A 15,788-nucleotide genomic window follows, 5' to 3' on the forward strand; every position below is an offset into this window, starting at 1 on the left:
CCGCCGCCGCATCAACAAAAACAGTCCTGACCATCAAGAACCCTTGATGATCAGGACTGTTATTTCATTCAGCAGCTGTGAAGCATAACGGATACGATATCCATTCTTCGCATGCATTTGTAAAATTTGGCCACTCTAACATTGGGAAGGAGTGGCGACCAGTGGCAACCATTACAATCGCTTCGATTCAAGAGGCCCTTTTTCATACCGATGATTTAGTGATGCGCGAGCTGAATGTCGGCGAAGCCAAAGCCGTGCTAATCTATTTGGAAACGATGTGCGAGTCCGCCAAAATCGAACTAAGCCTGTTCAAGCAGCTGCGGCGTGAAACGGCAGATGGGAACACCTCCGCGCCTCTAGAAGAACTGCTTACCGCAACCAAAGTAGATCTTTGTCCCTCCATTCAGAAGGCTGTCGATGATCTCATTCACGGCCGTGCCCTGATCTGCGAGGCAGAGGCGAATCGCTGCTACAGCTTTGATGTAAGCAAGCAATACAGGCGCTCTCCTACAGAGCCTGAGAATGAACGCTCCTTGGCCGGCAATCGGGACGGTTTCGTGGAGCATCTGCAGAGCAATTTGAATTTGATTCGCAAGCATCTGTCCACCGGAGAGCTAAGAGTGCGTTATTTCATGCTTGGTAAGAAGGCGAATCGGCGGGTTGCTTTGGTATGGCTTGATGGAACCGCCGACAAAAGCATGGTCGATGAAGCTGCTAAACGTATTTCCGCCTTGACATCCAAGCACGACTTGCATCCCGGTCTTCTTCGCAAGCTGTTGCGTGAGAACAATTTTTCCATTTTCCCGCAAATTTTCAATACGGAAAGGGTCGATTTCGCTTCAGCCCTGTTGGCTCGCGGAAGGATCGGCGTGCTTTGCGATCAAAGCAGTTCCTGCCTGATTCTTCCTGTTTCTATCTATACGTTCATGCTGACGGTGGACGACCTGATCCAAGGCACTTGGTCTTCGTTGCTCATGCGGATGGTCAGGATTGTCGGTTTGTTGTTCGGCCTCGTTCTGCCCAGCCTTTACATCTCGATTGTCGGCTTTAATTATGAAGTTCTGCCGTTCAAAATGGCGTTCAGCATCAAAAGTTCCCTGGAGAGCGTTCCCTACCCTCCGATCTTTGAAACGATGCTGATGATATTCATATTCCAGCTCATTGCCGAAGCCACGCTGCGTCTGCCCTCAGCACTCGCCCAAATGACAGGTATCGTCGGCGGTATCATTATCAGCGAGTCGCTCGTTCAAATCGGGTTCGTGTCCAATATTCTAATCGTGGTTATCGCGCTGACGACCATCAGTAAATTTACCATACCGTCTATGGAACTCCGATCGACCACGACGATTGCGCAGTTTATCCTTATTTTTGGAGCAACGACCCTGGGCTTTTACGGTATCGCGTTCGCGTTTATCGGCGTCCTAATCCACGCCCTTGCCCTGGAACCTTTCGGCGTTCCTTACTGTCTGCCGGTTAGGAGCATCAAGCGATGAAAACCACGACTCTCCCGATCGGTCCCATCCAACTATTCTGCCTGCTGTTCCAAGCCCAGTTCGGCCTAGGCGTCTTATCTCTTCCGCATGCGGTCGATGCCGATGCCGGACAAGACGGTTGGATTGCCTGCCTTTTCTGCGGTTTAATTAATTTGATTCTATTGCTCGTGATTTGGAAACTAAGCAAGCAGAACAGGAGCATAACCGTATTCCAGATGCTGCGACAGCGGCTTGGCCCTTGGATAGGCGGATTATTCAACTTGGCCATAGCCGCATACTCCATTACCGTAAGCTATGAAACCCTTGCGAACTGGGTCTTCATCTCGAATCTTTGGGCGTACGAGAATACTCCCGCATGGTTGCTGTCCCTGCTGCTGGTTGGGGGATGCGCCTTTCTCGTGTCGCATCCGGTCCGCGTTTTCGCCCGTTTCGCCGTATTCGCCATGGCGTTCGTCCCGCTGTTCATCACGCTAATCTGTTACACGCTTAAGGACGCAAATCTGGATTATATATTGCCGGTTTTTTCGACGGGGCTGGCAAAAATCAGCCTTGGGGCTTGGAGTGGGATGATGTCGTATGCCGGCATTGGCATTCTGATGGTACTGTCTCCTCATATTCAGTTGCCGTCCAAATCGGTTCTGCGCATTGCCATATCAGCCAATATCGCGATCACGGCCATTTATATGCTTTGTGCATTCTCGACCACGGCCATCTTCAGTACCGAGATGATTGGCTTTATCCGCGAACCGCTGCTATTTCAGTTCAAAACGGTTTCGTTCAAGATCATGGAACGCACGGATCTCATGGTACAGACCATATGGATTCTGTTTATCATGACTTCCTTATCCACCTATCTGCTGCTATTCATATCCGCAGTGACTGCGCTGGCCAATGCCCGGAATGGAGTCCGGCTTCCGTCTCTGCTTGCGGTTGCCCTTGTCTTAATTGGCGTTGGAGCGTGGAAGCTGTCTGTCTCGCAGTTAACGAAACTTCAAGATTTCATCGCGCTTTACGTGCCGACGGCGGCAATCGGGATGGTTTTGATGATGCTCATTATCGTTTATCTACACAAATGGCTTTCGGGCAAGAAGGGGGCTCGAGCATGAAACCGCAGGCAGAAAGAACCTTCCTCTTGATCCTCCTCCTGCCCTTATTAACCGGGTGCTGGGACAGTCGCGAATTGAAGGAGATCCGAATCGAACAGGCTGAAGCCTTCGACTTACTCGATAACGGCAACATTCGCTTCACGATTACCATTCCAACCATTAAGTCCGCCATTCAATCCAAATCCTCCATCGTCTCGCCAAGCTTTTCTGGGGATGGAAGAACCGTCAATGAAGCCTACCTGGAAATGAAAAAGGCGGTTTCGCAGGAGTTAGACTTTGGCAAAGCTCGCGTGATTCTAATCAATAAGCGATTCGCAAAGAAAGGTTTCTACCCTGCGCTGGAATCATACTACCGGGAAGCCCGCAGCCCGATCAATGTCAAGATGGCTATCGTGAACGATTCCGCAGGGCTAGTCTTGAAGATGAAAGTCGCGGATCGCTTAATGATCAGCGATTACCTCTACGATTTGCTTCAGAGCAGCGAAGAGAACGGCTTGATTCCAAAAGTTTCGCCGTATCTCATTTCTTCCTTGTTCACCAATAACGGTACCGACGCCGTGCTCCCGATCATTAATCCACTAGGAAAAGACCGTGTAAAACTAGAGGGACTCGCGCTCATGCATGGGAAGCGGATGACCGGAGAGTTGGACGACAAAACATCCGCGAATTTCGTCATGCTTTCCAAATTCAATCCCGAATACTTCACCGTCACGGAATATATCGATGCGCTAAGCGCAAATGTTTCCCTATTCATGTCCCGAGATAAGCGAAATATTGCCGTCACGACCAATAAGGGGACCGTTAAGGCCGTCATCAGCGCCGATTTCACATGCAATCTGGTGGAAATTCCCAAAACGGTTCACATGAATGAGGAAATGCTGAAGAAGGTTGCTTCAGAGCTGGAGAAGCTGTTGAACGATAAAGCGAACGAAGTCATCAAGCAGCTTCAGCAAGCCAATTGCGATGCCCTGGGCATCGGACTTCACATCAAAGCGCATCATAACCGCTATTGGAAATCGATTTCGTGGGAAGACGTCTATCCCGAGATCGATATTGAACCCCGCATTAAAGTCAGCATCGAAAAGAGCGGGATCATGGAGTAGGGCACATCAAGGCGATCTCTCTCCGTTGTATTCCGGAAAGCGATCGCCGCTCGTTTCTCTCATGGTTTAACTTATATCGACCATTCTTTTCGTGCTTCTTCCATCGTCTTCGACTTTTCTTTGCCCCACGCATAATGGCCCTTCGGCTTAACGCCTACCCAACGCTCATCAACGGGCTCAGAGCGAAGCTGATAGCGCGTATCGGAGCTGATCCGGAATCTGTTGGTCGTATTATTGACCGAGCCATGCAGCAGGAACATGCCGAAGATAATAATGTCGCCAGCCTCAAACGGCGTCGTTGCCCATTGGCCGCCGAACTTGTCCACGCATTCGATCGGATCTTTGGAAATCCAGCCAAGCTCGATATTGTCACGATCGACATCCATTTGTCCGTAAGTCGCTTTAATTTTCTCGAAGTTTTGCGATCCTAGGCAGATCGATAGCGGCCCCTGCTCGTATGGAACATCGCCCAGCGGCGTCCACATCGTATACACTTGTTTGGTGCCGCGTCCCATGTAGACAATGTCATAATGGGCTCCGGTAAAGTCGCCGTTTCCTACCGCGCGCGGCCATTTGTAATCGTAGGTCATCGCTTCCCCGCCGAGCAGTCGATCGAAGAAGCTCATCACTTTCTCGCTATTAACAAGATGATAGAACGCCTTCATGTTCGCATCTTCCTCATTTACGGCGCCGCCGAACATCGCGCCTTTTGCGCCTGCAGCAATAACACCTTCTTCGATCGGGAAGCCGGCATCCAATTTATCCATGCCATGGAGCTTGTGCAAGATTCCGCTGCGCGCCTTCATAACATCCTCGCGATCATGGAAACCGCGAATAAGCAAATAGCCATCTTCTTCCAGGCGTTGTCTCAAAGCATCAATATCGTGCAGCAAATCGTTCGCACTGCGAAGCTCCGTCAAATACTTGCTGCCCATCTCGAGTTCCGCATTTCCCATCCTAATTTTCATTCGTAATTCCTCCCGATTGAGTGGTTTCTTCTTGATAACCGAATCTTAACACCCGATATCGCAGCCAACCATTCAGAACGGTATGGATTTGTTGCATAAATGTAGTCTATAATTAATCGCACTCTGCAAATATTGATATATTTGTAGGAAAACCATCTATAACAGAGGTCGATTACGATGGATCATATGTTTCAATTGCCTGATTTGTACAATGCCATACGCATTCCCGGCATCGAATACGCCAAACAAGAAGCCGGATGGTCGTACCCCGATCACCGGCATCCTTTCTTCGAATTCCTGTTCTGTATATCCGGCGAGATCGAGCAATGGGTCAATGGCCGTCTGTATCATCTGTATCCGGGCGATGCGATTATCATCCAATCGGAAATGCTTCATCGTACCGAAACCCGGGTAGCTTGCAGCTATTTCGATTTTCATTTTGAAGTCGAAATCAATGCCATCAATATGATCTTTCAACTCACCTCCGATCCCGTATTCCGCAGCGAATCGCATGGAAATGTTTCGGAATGGGTGACACAGTTCATTACTCGTTTCGGTGAGCACATGCAGCAGATGATGGCTCGCGATGATAAGAAATTGTCGATCATAGACGAAATGGCTGCCTCCGTTAAGCAGCTGCAGATTCATTCCAGCATTTTGGATTTTATCGGGAACCTGGCATCCGAGCTTGTTTCCACGCAAAATCGCCAGCTCCCCGCTTCCGGCATTAAGCCTTCGCAGATGAAGCTTGCACGGGAGGCAGCCTATTGGATGGAATATCATCTCCATACGCCGATGAACATCTCGACTCTATCGACACAATTGAATGTTCACCGGACTTACTTACATGAATGCTTCAAGCTCGTCTACGGGATCTCACCTTCTGTGTACCTGCAGCGCATCCGAATTCGCGAGGCCAAAAAAATGCTGCAAAACCAGTCGATCAGCGTAGAAGAGATCGCTCATTCCTTGTGCTATTCTTCGACCAGCCATTTCAGCCATGCGTTTCGGACGGCTATGGGCGTCTCACCTCAGCAATTCCGTCATTTCAATGGCAAAACTACCGACTAAACGAACCGAGCAAACCAGCCCTCTATGGTGCTGCCAATGGCTTGGTTTTTTATCTACAAATCTATAAACATGCTGGACGATTAGAAATGGTGCGGTACTCGGGCTGATGCTACCATGAAACGATATAGAACCTATAAATACACGTAAAGGAGCACATCACCGATGAGCATTCAATTGTTTAAATCGCTATGGGGCATGGAGCATTTGTCCTATCGGGACAGTATTGAGCAGATCGCAGCAGCCGGTTACGATGGCGTGGAGTCGACACTGCCTGCTCCTGAGCATATGAATGAATTTATGGAGCTGCTGCAGGAGCATCAATTGGATTTCATCGCCCTTATCGGCTCAAGCGGCGCGACAGTCAGCGCTCATGAAGAAGTATTTGCCGCCGGAATAGAGAGAGCGGCAGCATTCCGCCCGCTGCTCGCGATTTCCCATAGTGCCAGGGACTGCTGGTCCTTTGAGGATCAAGTCCGCTTCTTCCGTTCGGCGCTTCGCGCAGAGCAGTCTGCCGGTGTACGCGTGGGGCACGAAACGCATCGCCACCGCGCCATGTACACGCCTTGGAACACGGCCAAGCTGCTCCAAGAGCTGCCGGATTTGCGCATTACGGCGGATTTCAGCCATTGGTGCTGCGTCTGCGAAACGTTGCTCGAGGATCAAGCAGAGGCACTGAGGATCGCCTTTGAACGTACGATTCATATCCACGCACGCGTCGGCTACGCGCAAGGACCGCAAGTTCCCCATCCTGCCGCCCCTGAGTATGCGCCTGAACTGCAGAGGCATGAAATGTGGTGGAGCAGCATTCTCGCACAGCGAGAGAAGCAGGGATTCCCATCAACAACCGTGACCCCGGAATTCGGGCCGCCAGGATATATGCATACGCTCCCTTTCACCCGCCAGCCGGTATCCGATTTATGGGACACTTGCCTTTGGATGGGGGAGCGTCTAAGGACAACATTCCAATAAACATTCAGCAGAGCACCCGGCATTTGATTTCCCGGAGTGCTCTGCTGCTGAGAGTGCGAAAATCGGACTCTCAGCGACAAATAATGCCAAAATAAAGCTGAGAGTTCCAAAATCGAACTCTCAGCACTCAAACCAATATAGATAAAACCGCTAAGCATGAGCAATCCGCGGCATAAACAGCGGCTCCTGTTCCAATCCGGCCCAGGCATACTTGAGCAGCAGCTTCGATTTGATCTCCGCGTAATCCGGATCATCCCATCTGTTATGCCGTTCCTCCGGGTCTTCGGCCAGATCGAAGAGCTCCCCGTATTCTTGCTTGTAATAAACCGTAAGCTTATAGCGTTCGTCCACGTAAGTCTTCAGATGAATGGTCGTCGGCTCATGGTGGTTCTCGCACAGAATATGATCCCTCGCGGCAGACTCCAGACCGTTCCATACCTGAGATTGATCCTTCCCAGACATCGAATAAGGCACCTGAAGTCCGGCATATCGGAGAAAAGTTGGCGCATAGTCCACTAAGGATTGCATGGCGTTGTTCACTGCACCTGCAGGAACCTGTCCCGGATAACGGGCCAGCATCGGTACGCGGATGAGATCCTCATAATGGAATGGCCCCTTTGCCGTCAAGCCGTGATGACCATAGAAATGGCCGTGATCGGACGTGAACACGACCAGCGTATTCTCCGTAAGTCCAAGCTCATCCAATTTGTCGAGAATACGTCCGATGTATTTGTCCATTAAGCTCGTCATGGCGTAGTAGGTTGCAATATCCTTCCGAAGCTCGCCTTCGTCATGCCTGTGCGAATGCATGCCATGGATACCGAAGCCCGTTTCTTTATAGCTGCTGAAATCCGGATTCTCCTCCTGCACCATCCGGAAATGCGGCGGGTTAGCCTCATGTTCATGGGCTGCAGCCCGCGGAACCGTCAGCTTGTCCGGGTCGTACATCGTATCCCAAGGCTCTGGAACCAGATAGGGCGGATGAGGATCGAAGAAACTGGACCACAGGAAGAACGGCGCATCCTCCTGTTTGTACTGCTCTAACAGTGCATTCGTCCGTTCTGCAATCCAAGTATCATAATGGTACTGCTCCGGAATGTCCCATTTGTGGGCAACTGACTTATCCATCGTACCGGTCGGACCTACGAAGTAATCTCTCCAGTTCGGACAGCCCTGCTCCTCCAGCCAAATGGCATAATGCTGGCCGACGTGGGCTTCGTTCGCGTGGTTTCGGGCCAGCTCCACATGGCGGAAACCGTAATAAGTCTCATCGAACGCTTTCCAGAAATCCAAATCCTGAAGCACCGGATAGGATTCCAGGGAAGCATACTCCGGCGTAGAAATGAGCGGCTGGAAGTGTGCTTTCCCTACCAAAGCCGTTGCATACCCGGCCTCGAGGAAATCCTCGCCGACCGTATGTACCTTCTCGGACAGCTTCGTTCCCAAGGTCCACGCCCCATGCTGGCTTGGATAAAGTCCTGTGATTAGGGAGCTTCGCGTCGGTGTACATGTCGGGTTCGGGCAGTAAGCCCTCGTGAAGGTGGTGCCCTCTCGGACCAGACGGTCCAGATTCGGTGTGGAAATCTCGGGGTTAAATGCCCCAATGGTATTCCAGTGCTGCTGATCGCTTGTAATTAGCAAGATATTAGGCCTTCTAACCATAAACTGCGGCTCCTCCTTCAGGATTCTCCTCGGGAATAATGGCATGAATCTGCTCTCGCCAGCGGTGAAGCTTCTGACGCAGCCGTTCGGTCCGTTCAGGATGCTGCTCTGCAATATTGTGCTCTTCCGATAGATCGGTTCTTAAGTTGTACAGCTCCAAACGCCCGTCTTCGAAAAACTCGATGAGCTTGTAATCGCCCTCTCTCACCGACGACCCCGGCGTTCCCCCTTGATTGCCATAGTGGGGGTAATGCCAGAATATAGCCTCCCGGCTTAAGCTCTCCTCGCCTTTGAGTACGGGAACTAAACTTACGCCGTCCCGATGCTGCTCCGGCAGCAGGTCCAGCCCCGCCATCTCCAGCAGCGTCGGATAGAAATCCGGGCTCGTTACCGGCACCTCACTGACGCTGCCCGGCTTCGTGACGCCGGGCCAACGGATGATGAGAGGCTCCCGCACGCCGCCTTCGTACATCCAGCCTTTGCCTTCTTGAAGGGGACTATTGCAGGTGGGCGAACCTTCGGCTGTTGCCAGACCGCCATTGTCGGAAGTAAACACGATCACGGTGTTATCGAGCTGGCCCGTTTCGTCCAAGGCTTCTAGCAATCGACCGATATTCCAATCGAGATTATAAATCATCGCCGCGTATGCAGAGTCCGACTGCACGATGCGCCTCTGTACCCGCAAATGTTTCTTGTGTTCGCACGGGAAGGGCTCTCCTTCCACAAACGCTTCCACCCGATCCAGTCCAAGTGCTTTCGCCTTTTCCGCAAAACGCTTGGTGAGCTTCGCACTGACCTCAATCGGGATGTGCACGGCATAATGCCATAAATTCAGAAAGAATGGCGTCCCATCATTTTGCCGGATCAGCGCTATTGCCTCATCCGTAAGCCTGTCGGTTAAATATTCTCCGTCAGGCCCTTCCTCGAGCGTCTCAATGCCATACGGGCTAAAAAAGCCATTCATCGGCATTCCCCAGCTGCAGCCGCCGATATTGACATCGAAACCGTGCCGGTCCGGATAATGCTCGCGTCCGCCAAGATGCCATTTGCCCACATGCCATGTCCGGTAGCCTTGTTCCTTCAATGCGGCTGCCACGCTTTTCTCCTGCAGCGGAAGATGCCGGATGTAAGGGGCATCGATTAGTTTCCCTGTCGTATGGCCGCCAATCCAGTTCGTTACGCCAACATGCGCCGGATATTTACCGCTCATGATGCTGGCCCGGGTAGGCGAACAGACCGGAGCGGCGGCGTAAGCGTCGGTAAATCGCACCCCCTCTGCGGCAAGCCGGTCCAAGTTAGGCGTTTCATAGAAGATGCTACCATAGCATCCGAGGTCCATCCAGCCCATGTCGTCGATTAATATAAACAGCAGATTTGGCTTCTCCTTCGAATAGCTCACCTTTGTTCTTCCCCCAATCTAAGAATATGGAAGAGAGCCCGCGTCACCCGCGGGCTCTTCTCTTAATAAGGCCGATCGCCTACAATGGCCACCCGCTCCGCTACGCGGCGGTTCGGGAAATAGTCGGAATTCGCGTAATGCTGCGTGGCGCGATTGTCCCAGAACGCAATGGAGTTCGCTTCCCAGCGGAAGCGGACTTGAAACTCGGGCAGCTGCGAATGGCGGAACAAATACGACAGGAGCGTTTCGCTTTCATCCGCTTCCAGATCTACGATCCGCACCGTAAAGTTCGGATTGACGAACAGCGTTTTTCGTCCCGTTTCAGGGTGGATGCGTACGACCGGATGCTCGGCAGCCGGGAATTCCTCCTGCTTGAGCAGCAATTCCTCGGGAGGAAGATTCACTCCGAAGACATGCGTGAAATCATGAATCGCCGTAAGTCCGTCGATTCGCTGCTTCACGTCATCAGGCAGATTGTCATAAGCAGCCGCTTGATCCGACCACAGCGTATCTCCTCCTAGTGGCGGGACCTCCGTCAGGCGCAGGACCGATCCAAGCGCAGGCGTCAGCCTCCAGCTGACATCCGAATGCCAGTTATTCTCATGTCCGGGCTTTTTATCATTCTTCGCGAAGCGAACGACCTCATTTGAACTGCCTTGGGGCAGGAAAGGATGGGTTTCCAGCTCCCCCCATAAACGGGCGAACGCTTGCTGCTGCTCGCTGGTAATGTCCTGATCACGGAAGAAAATCACTTTCCATTCCAGTAAGGCACGGTTCAGCTCCTTCTGCAGCTCCGGCGAGACCGGATTGCGCAGGTCGACTCCTTCGATTTCCGCGCCGATCAGCGGGCCGTAAGGCTTTACGCGAAACAGCGTATACGGCTGCTCTTCTACTCCTTCCGGCAGTCGGTTAATACTACGAGGGCCGCCTTTAAGACCTCGGTCCGGAATTTGCCGCGGACGTTCCTCAGTCGTAATCGTTTTAGCCATAGCACATTCTCCTCACTATTCGTATAGTTGAAATGATTGCAATTGCCACTTTCTCCGCTTATTTGCCGGCACCTTGCTTCTTATACTCCTCGTTGATTTCCTTCAGGATGTCATCGCCGCCGGCTTGACGCCATTCTTTGTCGAGCTCTTCGATCCCCTGATCCACGTCAAGCTTGCCGTTCAACAGGTTTACGAAATATTGGTTATACACTTCATTAACCGCTTTTCCATATTCAATCTCAGAATCCGTCCTGCGGGTAATGAGATTCGGCACAAAATATTGGGATGCGATTTTGACCGATTCTATGGCGCGATCGATGTTCTTCTCCGTCTGCGGCAAGTAGTTCTCGTCGATTGGCCAAGTCACGTTCCCCCATGCAAGCGGATGGCTCCAGCCGTTCGGAGCAAACCCGTCTTTCTCGCGTTCCGCCTCGTTGTAAGTGATTTTATCTCCTTGCTTCGTGTAGTGGACCCCTTCAATGCCGAGCTGCAGCAGCTCGCGGCCTTCCTTGGATAGCATGAATTCGATGAACTCAGCCGCCTTCTCGGGGTTCTTAGCCTTATTGGTAACAGCTGTGAACAATGCCGTCTTCGGACGCGTAGCCATGCCTTGTTTACCATCAGGTCCTGCCGGCGGTGCTGCGAAACCGAGCTTCCCATCGGGATTGACCTGCTGCAGGCTGCCTTCGATGCGGCTCACGTGGCGGAATAACGGACCATCCATCACGCCTGCCTTGCTTTGGAAAAACTTTTGTTCCTTAGTAGGCCGGTCGTAAATGATATATTCCGGATCGATCAGTTTCTCCTCGTACCATTTCCGCAGCTCCAGAATCCCTTTCTTGAAGGCAGGATCTTCGAACCGCGGGATGACTTCGCCTTTATCGTTCAAGGCATAGTCAGCGTATGGCAGTCCGTACGCATATAGAACAAAATCGAATGCGGTGAGCGCGTCCCCGGCAACCGGCTTGTTCGTGATAAAACCGAAGGTGTCGGCCTTCCCGTTGCCATCCGGGTCTTTCTCCACGATGGCTTTCAGCGTGCTGTGAAACTCATCTAGCGTTTTCGGATATGGCAGGTTCAGCTTATCCAGCCAATCCTGGCGAAATTGAACGGTGTAATTCGACTTTTCCATGCCGCTCACGAAGGGATACCCGTAATATTTTCCGTCTACGGCCGTCCATTGCAAACCGTTGTCGAGCTTGGCTTTAAGTGTCGGGGTTTTGTCGAAATAATCATTGAGCGGAACCAGAATGCCTTCTTTGATCCACTGGGAAACGGATGAGGACGGATACTGCGTGGTCACGACATCGGGAAGATCCCCGCTTGCAATCGCCACGTTAATTTTGTCATACGAAAACTCCGGTGATATCTTGATCGTCAGCTTGATGTTCAGCCGCTTATTAATCTCGGCAATAATGCGATCGTTCGGCACCAGCGGCTTTGCTCCTTGGTCGCCGGTGGTCAAATAAACGAGTTCGTACGGTTCTTCCGTAGCGGAACCCGAATGGGTACCGGAGCTGTTCGTACTCGCTTCGGTGGAGTCCGGCTTATTCGAGCAGCCCGCCGTTATGATCAGTGCCGCTGCCGCTAGGCCGATCACCCATTTCTTCATTTTTAATCCTTTCCCATATCCCATTTCTCTTTCCTCCCATTTGATTATTTTTTATAGTGAAGGAGTTACTCCTTGACCCCGCCAATCAACACGCCATTGATAAAATACTTCTGGAAAAAAGGGTAAATGAGCATAACCGGAATGGAAGCCGCCATAACCGTCGCCATCTTGATGGATGGCCCAAGGAGGAATAGACTATCGCCGCCTCCCGAGTAGGACGATTCATTCTCGAACAGCATGCTTCTCAAGAATAGCTGCAAGGGCCAAAGCTCCTTGTCGCTGATGAAGAATATCGCGTTGAAGAAATCATTCCACCGGGTTACGGCATAGAAGAGCGTGATGGTGGAAATCGCCGGCAATGATAATGGGATTACAATCTTAAACAGGATCCCCAGGTCGTTACTGCCATCGATCTTGGCTGCTTCAACCAAACCATCCGGCATCGAAGAGAAGAAGCTTTTCATAATAATCAGGTTGTAAGTATTGAGAGCACTCGGGATGATCAGCGCCCAGACGGAGTTCATCATGCCGAGGTCTTTAACCAATAGATAGGTGGGAATAATACCGCCGCTGAACATCATCGTAAATACGAGAAGAAACATGATTACGCGCTGCCCCTTAAGTCCGGGCCTTGAAAGCGCGTAGGCCGCCAGCACCGTGAGGATCATATTAAGCGCCGTCCCGACAACCGTGATGAACAGCGTCACGCCGTAAGACTTCCATAATTCATTCATCGAGAACAAGTACGTATAAGCTTCGAACGTGATCTGCTTGGGGAAGAGATGAATGCTGGAACCGAGGTACTCCTCGAGCGGAATGACGGATACGACGAGCGTATCCCAGAATGGATACACCGTAACGATGGCTACGATAGCCAGAAATACGATATTGAACGAGTTGAATAGCTTCCCTGCCCTGCTGGTATAATGCATAGTCCACCTCCCGTATCAGTAAACACCCTGTTCTCCCATCTTCCTGGAAAGCCAATTTGCTATAACGAGCAGAGCAAAATTGATCAGGGATTTAAACAATCCTACCGCTGCTGCAAGGCTGAACCTTCCATCCGTTAAGCCGATTCGGTAGACATACGTATCGATAATATCCGAGACACGGTATACCCCCGGATTATAGAGCACGAAGATTTGCTCGAAGCCGGCTTCCATAATACCGCCCAGACGAAGTATGAGAATGAGCACAATAGTACTCCGGATCAGCGGGATCGTGAGATACGCAAGCCGCTGCAACCGATTTGCCCCGTCGATGACCGCCGCTTCGTACAGATGCGGGCTGATCCCGGACAAAGCTGCCATGTAGATGATCGTGTTCCAGCCGAACTCTTTCCAAATCATCGAGAATACAAGCGTGCTGCGAAAATAAGATTCATCGCTCAAAAATCCGATAGGCGTACCCCCAAACAGCTTGATCAAGTTATTCACGATGCCGCTGTCCGTGGAAAGCAAATTAATCAGAATGCCGCCAAGAATAACCCAGGAAATAAAGTGAGGCAGGTAAATGATCGTCTGTATCGTCTGTTTGAACGCCTTCGCCCTGACCTCGTTCAATAGCAGAGCCGCAATAATAGGTGCCGGAAATCCAAAGGTAAGCCGGTAAAGCGAAATGATCACCGTGTTCTTGATGACCTGCCAGAATTTATCCTGTGAGAACAAGTACTCGAAATGCTTCATGCCTGCCCAATCACTGCCCAAGATCCCTTTCATAATGCTGAAATCCTTGAAGGCAACGACCGCCCCGTACATGGGGATGTAATGAAAAATCAAGTAATAGACGAGTGCCGGAACCAGCATTAAATACAGATATCGATTAAACCAGATGTACCTCAAAAGCTTTAATTTGCGCCTAATTGGCTTTGGAGGCAGAACTCTGACCTCTTCCAGAGCGGCCTCGCCGTCAACGTATGCCATCCGTGAATGCTCCCTTACGATAAAATGAAGAAAGACACAACATAGGGGTGCCTGTTGTGTCTCCGGTTGAACGGTAGACTTCGTATTCATCTCATCCTGCAATCAAGTAAATGAGCAGTTTTAATCTCTGGCGATCCAGTCGTTTGCCGGACAAAAAAAGGAGACTCAGCGCCTAAGTAAGACGTGGTCTCCGGTTGTCCGGTTGATATTTTATTATTCCGATGAGATTACTTTGTTATTATGTGGTTATACTACCATGCCGTCTTTTCGCCGTCAACCTTTTATTTCCTGAATTCTCCAAATGTACGCCTATCCACTCCTTATTCAAATAACGTGGCATAAGCGCCATAGCCTCTTTGTTCAAGATCCGCTTTCGGAATAAATACCATGGCGGCGGAGTTCATGCAGAAACGCAGTCCCGTTGATGGAGGTCCATCGTTGAACACATGGCCAAGGAAGGAATCCGCATGCTTGCTTCTGACTGCCGTGCCGAAAAAACCTTCTTTAAGCACGACGCTATGAGACTCCAAAGGTTTTGTGAAACTCGGCCAGCCTGTCTGCGCATCGTATTTGTCCTTCGAGCTAAACAGCGGCTCCCCTGAAACAATGTCTACGTAGATCCCTTCTTCTGTGTTATTCCAGTATTCGTTATGAAACGGCGGCTCGTCAGTACCCTTCTGAGTGACGTTATATTGGAGTTCAGTCAGCGATTTCAGCTTTTCCTTTTTGTTGAAGCTTCCGCTAAAGCCTTGCTTGGAGCTGATTGTCATTTTCCCAACCTCCAGACTTTGTTGACCAGACAAGCGATACCGTTTTTTTGGTAATAATCCTGATGTTCTTCCTCAGCCTTGTAGAACGTTGTCGCAGCGGCAATCTTCGTTGCATTGCCAATACGTTTGTCGATGTACGTTCGGGATAATTCAGCCAGTTCCTTTTGTTCATTGCTTGTATAATAAATGGCGGACTCCGCAGGGCTAGTGTTTTTCCAGAAATGTTCCAGCAGCTCGTTATACGTAATCTCATCCGGATTATAATGCACCTCGACCGCTTCGAGATGGTCCGTTGCGTGAGATACAACTTGTTGATACGTCGGATTTTTCATTAATCCGCCCGTATACCCGGCGTACACCGTTGAGACGCCATCAAGCTTTTGAAAAGCATCTTCCATGTGCCAGAAACAGCCACCTGCAAAAACAGCGGTTTCTAAAGGCTGATTCATTTGTACATTGTCGATCTTCTTATCACTCATCCGAAACCCTCCCGTAATCTGTAGGTGCATGAAAGCAGCGACTTGAATGCCTACAAAGTAACTATCTAAATTAGTTTTACTAGTTACATTTGATACTATATCATGACCCTAAACGAATAGCAAGTAACTATTTATATTAATTTTGAAGGTTACGCACAGCGTGTAAACAGATGGTGGTACGGGAACGACAAAAAGCCGCCAAAACAATCGGCGGCTCTTGACACATACTTTATTGAAGATGGTCA

14 protein-coding genes are annotated in these 15,788 nt (G+C 50.6%); 5 read left to right on the forward strand and 9 right to left on the reverse strand.

Going from position 1 to position 15,788, the window contains the following annotated elements:
* The first annotated feature begins 161 nt into the window (after nt 1-161).
* Genes AC6ESO_RS27305 through AC6ESO_RS27315 form a run of 3 tightly spaced genes read left to right on the forward strand, consistent with a single transcriptional unit; the run spans nt 162 to nt 3,702 of the window.
* Nucleotides 162-1,493: a spore germination protein gene (locus AC6ESO_RS27305; protein ID WP_497094154.1), complete on the forward strand. Its 1,332-nt coding sequence runs from the start codon at nt 162-164 to the stop codon at nt 1,491-1,493.
* A complete protein-coding gene (locus AC6ESO_RS27310) occupies nt 1,490-2,599 on the forward strand; it encodes a GerAB/ArcD/ProY family transporter (protein WP_497094155.1) in 1,110 nt (369 codons plus the stop codon). Before AC6ESO_RS27305 ends, AC6ESO_RS27310 begins: the two co-directional genes overlap by 4 nt.
* On the forward strand, nt 2,596-3,702 hold the full coding sequence (locus AC6ESO_RS27315) for a Ger(x)C family spore germination protein (RefSeq protein ID WP_497094156.1): 1,107 nt from the start codon (nt 2,596-2,598) through the stop codon (nt 3,700-3,702). Before AC6ESO_RS27310 ends, AC6ESO_RS27315 begins: the two co-directional genes overlap by 4 nt.
* 71 nt (nt 3,703-3,773) lie before the next feature.
* On the opposite strand, the gene AC6ESO_RS27320 is transcribed toward AC6ESO_RS27315, so the two are convergent.
* Nucleotides 3,774-4,670, reverse strand: a complete 897-nt coding sequence (locus tag AC6ESO_RS27320) for a phytanoyl-CoA dioxygenase family protein (RefSeq protein WP_497094157.1) — start codon at nt 4,668-4,670, stop codon at nt 3,774-3,776.
* Between the two features lie 177 nt (nt 4,671-4,847).
* Here AC6ESO_RS27320 and AC6ESO_RS27325 point away from each other — a divergent pair, with 177 nt between their 5' ends.
* Nucleotides 4,848-5,741: a helix-turn-helix domain-containing protein gene (locus AC6ESO_RS27325; RefSeq protein WP_497094158.1), complete on the forward strand. Its 894-nt coding sequence runs from the start codon at nt 4,848-4,850 to the stop codon at nt 5,739-5,741.
* Nucleotides 5,742-5,903: 162 nt separating this feature from the next.
* Entirely contained in the window at nt 5,904-6,710 is an 807-nt protein-coding gene (locus AC6ESO_RS27330; protein ID WP_497094159.1) for a sugar phosphate isomerase/epimerase family protein, read from the forward strand.
* A gap of 150 nt (nt 6,711-6,860) precedes the next feature.
* Here AC6ESO_RS27330 and AC6ESO_RS27335 read toward each other — a convergent pair whose 3' ends face one another.
* From AC6ESO_RS27335 to msrA, 8 genes are all read right to left on the reverse strand, one after another.
* Nucleotides 6,861-8,372 carry a sulfatase family protein gene (locus tag AC6ESO_RS27335; protein WP_497094160.1) on the reverse strand — a complete coding sequence of 504 codons (1,512 nt, stop codon included), beginning with the start codon at nt 8,370-8,372 and terminating at the stop codon, nt 6,861-6,863.
* Nucleotides 8,365-9,771: a sulfatase gene (locus AC6ESO_RS27340; protein WP_497094161.1), complete on the reverse strand. Its 1,407-nt coding sequence runs from the start codon at nt 9,769-9,771 to the stop codon at nt 8,365-8,367. Before AC6ESO_RS27340 ends, AC6ESO_RS27335 begins: the two co-directional genes overlap by 8 nt.
* 62 nt (nt 9,772-9,833) lie before the next feature.
* Nucleotides 9,834-10,760: a TauD/TfdA dioxygenase family protein gene (locus AC6ESO_RS27345; protein WP_497094162.1), complete on the reverse strand. Its 927-nt coding sequence runs from the start codon at nt 10,758-10,760 to the stop codon at nt 9,834-9,836.
* A 58-nt stretch (nt 10,761-10,818) separates the two neighbouring features.
* Nucleotides 10,819-12,396, reverse strand: coding sequence for an extracellular solute-binding protein (locus AC6ESO_RS27350; protein WP_497094163.1), 1,578 nt, complete (start codon nt 12,394-12,396; stop codon nt 10,819-10,821).
* A gap of 41 nt (nt 12,397-12,437) precedes the next feature.
* A complete protein-coding gene (locus AC6ESO_RS27355) occupies nt 12,438-13,304 on the reverse strand; it encodes a carbohydrate ABC transporter permease (protein WP_497094164.1) in 867 nt (288 codons plus the stop codon).
* Between the two features lie 15 nt (nt 13,305-13,319).
* Nucleotides 13,320-14,294, reverse strand: a complete 975-nt coding sequence (locus AC6ESO_RS27360) for an ABC transporter permease (RefSeq protein WP_497094165.1) — start codon at nt 14,292-14,294, stop codon at nt 13,320-13,322.
* A 320-nt stretch (nt 14,295-14,614) separates the two neighbouring features.
* Nucleotides 14,615-15,064, reverse strand: a complete 450-nt coding sequence (msrB, locus tag AC6ESO_RS27365) for a peptide-methionine (R)-S-oxide reductase MsrB (RefSeq protein WP_497094166.1) — start codon at nt 15,062-15,064, stop codon at nt 14,615-14,617.
* A complete protein-coding gene (msrA, locus tag AC6ESO_RS27370; RefSeq protein WP_497094167.1) occupies nt 15,061-15,543 on the reverse strand; it encodes a peptide-methionine (S)-S-oxide reductase MsrA in 483 nt (160 codons plus the stop codon). The genes msrB and msrA overlap by 4 nt, the downstream gene beginning before the upstream one ends.
* Nucleotides 15,544-15,788: the final 245 nt, after the last annotated feature.

It is taken from the genome of Paenibacillus rhizoryzae (genome assembly GCF_059686995.1).

Coding starts and splice junctions, on each gene's coding strand:
- AC6ESO_RS27310 (WP_497094155.1), top strand. CDS start 1,490: ATGAAAACCACGACTCTCCCGATCGGTCCCATCCAACTATTCTGCCTG.
- AC6ESO_RS27315 (WP_497094156.1), top strand. CDS start 2,596: ATGAAACCGCAGGCAGAAAGAACCTTCCTCTTGATCCTCCTCCTGCCC.
- AC6ESO_RS27320 (WP_497094157.1), bottom strand. CDS start 4,670: ATGAAAATTAGGATGGGAAATGCGGAACTCGAGATGGGCAGCAAGTAT.
- AC6ESO_RS27325 (WP_497094158.1), top strand. CDS start 4,848: ATGGATCATATGTTTCAATTGCCTGATTTGTACAATGCCATACGCATT.
- AC6ESO_RS27330 (WP_497094159.1), top strand. CDS start 5,904: ATGAGCATTCAATTGTTTAAATCGCTATGGGGCATGGAGCATTTGTCC.
- AC6ESO_RS27335 (WP_497094160.1), bottom strand. CDS start 8,372: ATGGTTAGAAGGCCTAATATCTTGCTAATTACAAGCGATCAGCAGCAC.
- AC6ESO_RS27345 (WP_497094162.1), bottom strand. CDS start 10,760: ATGGCTAAAACGATTACGACTGAGGAACGTCCGCGGCAAATTCCGGAC.
- AC6ESO_RS27350 (WP_497094163.1), bottom strand. CDS start 12,396: ATGGGATATGGGAAAGGATTAAAAATGAAGAAATGGGTGATCGGCCTA.
- AC6ESO_RS27355 (WP_497094164.1), bottom strand. CDS start 13,304: ATGCATTATACCAGCAGGGCAGGGAAGCTATTCAACTCGTTCAATATC.
- AC6ESO_RS27360 (WP_497094165.1), bottom strand. CDS start 14,294: ATGGCATACGTTGACGGCGAGGCCGCTCTGGAAGAGGTCAGAGTTCTG.
- msrB (WP_497094166.1), bottom strand. CDS start 15,064: ATGACAATCAGCTCCAAGCAAGGCTTTAGCGGAAGCTTCAACAAAAAG.
- msrA (WP_497094167.1), bottom strand. CDS start 15,543: ATGAGTGATAAGAAGATCGACAATGTACAAATGAATCAGCCTTTAGAA.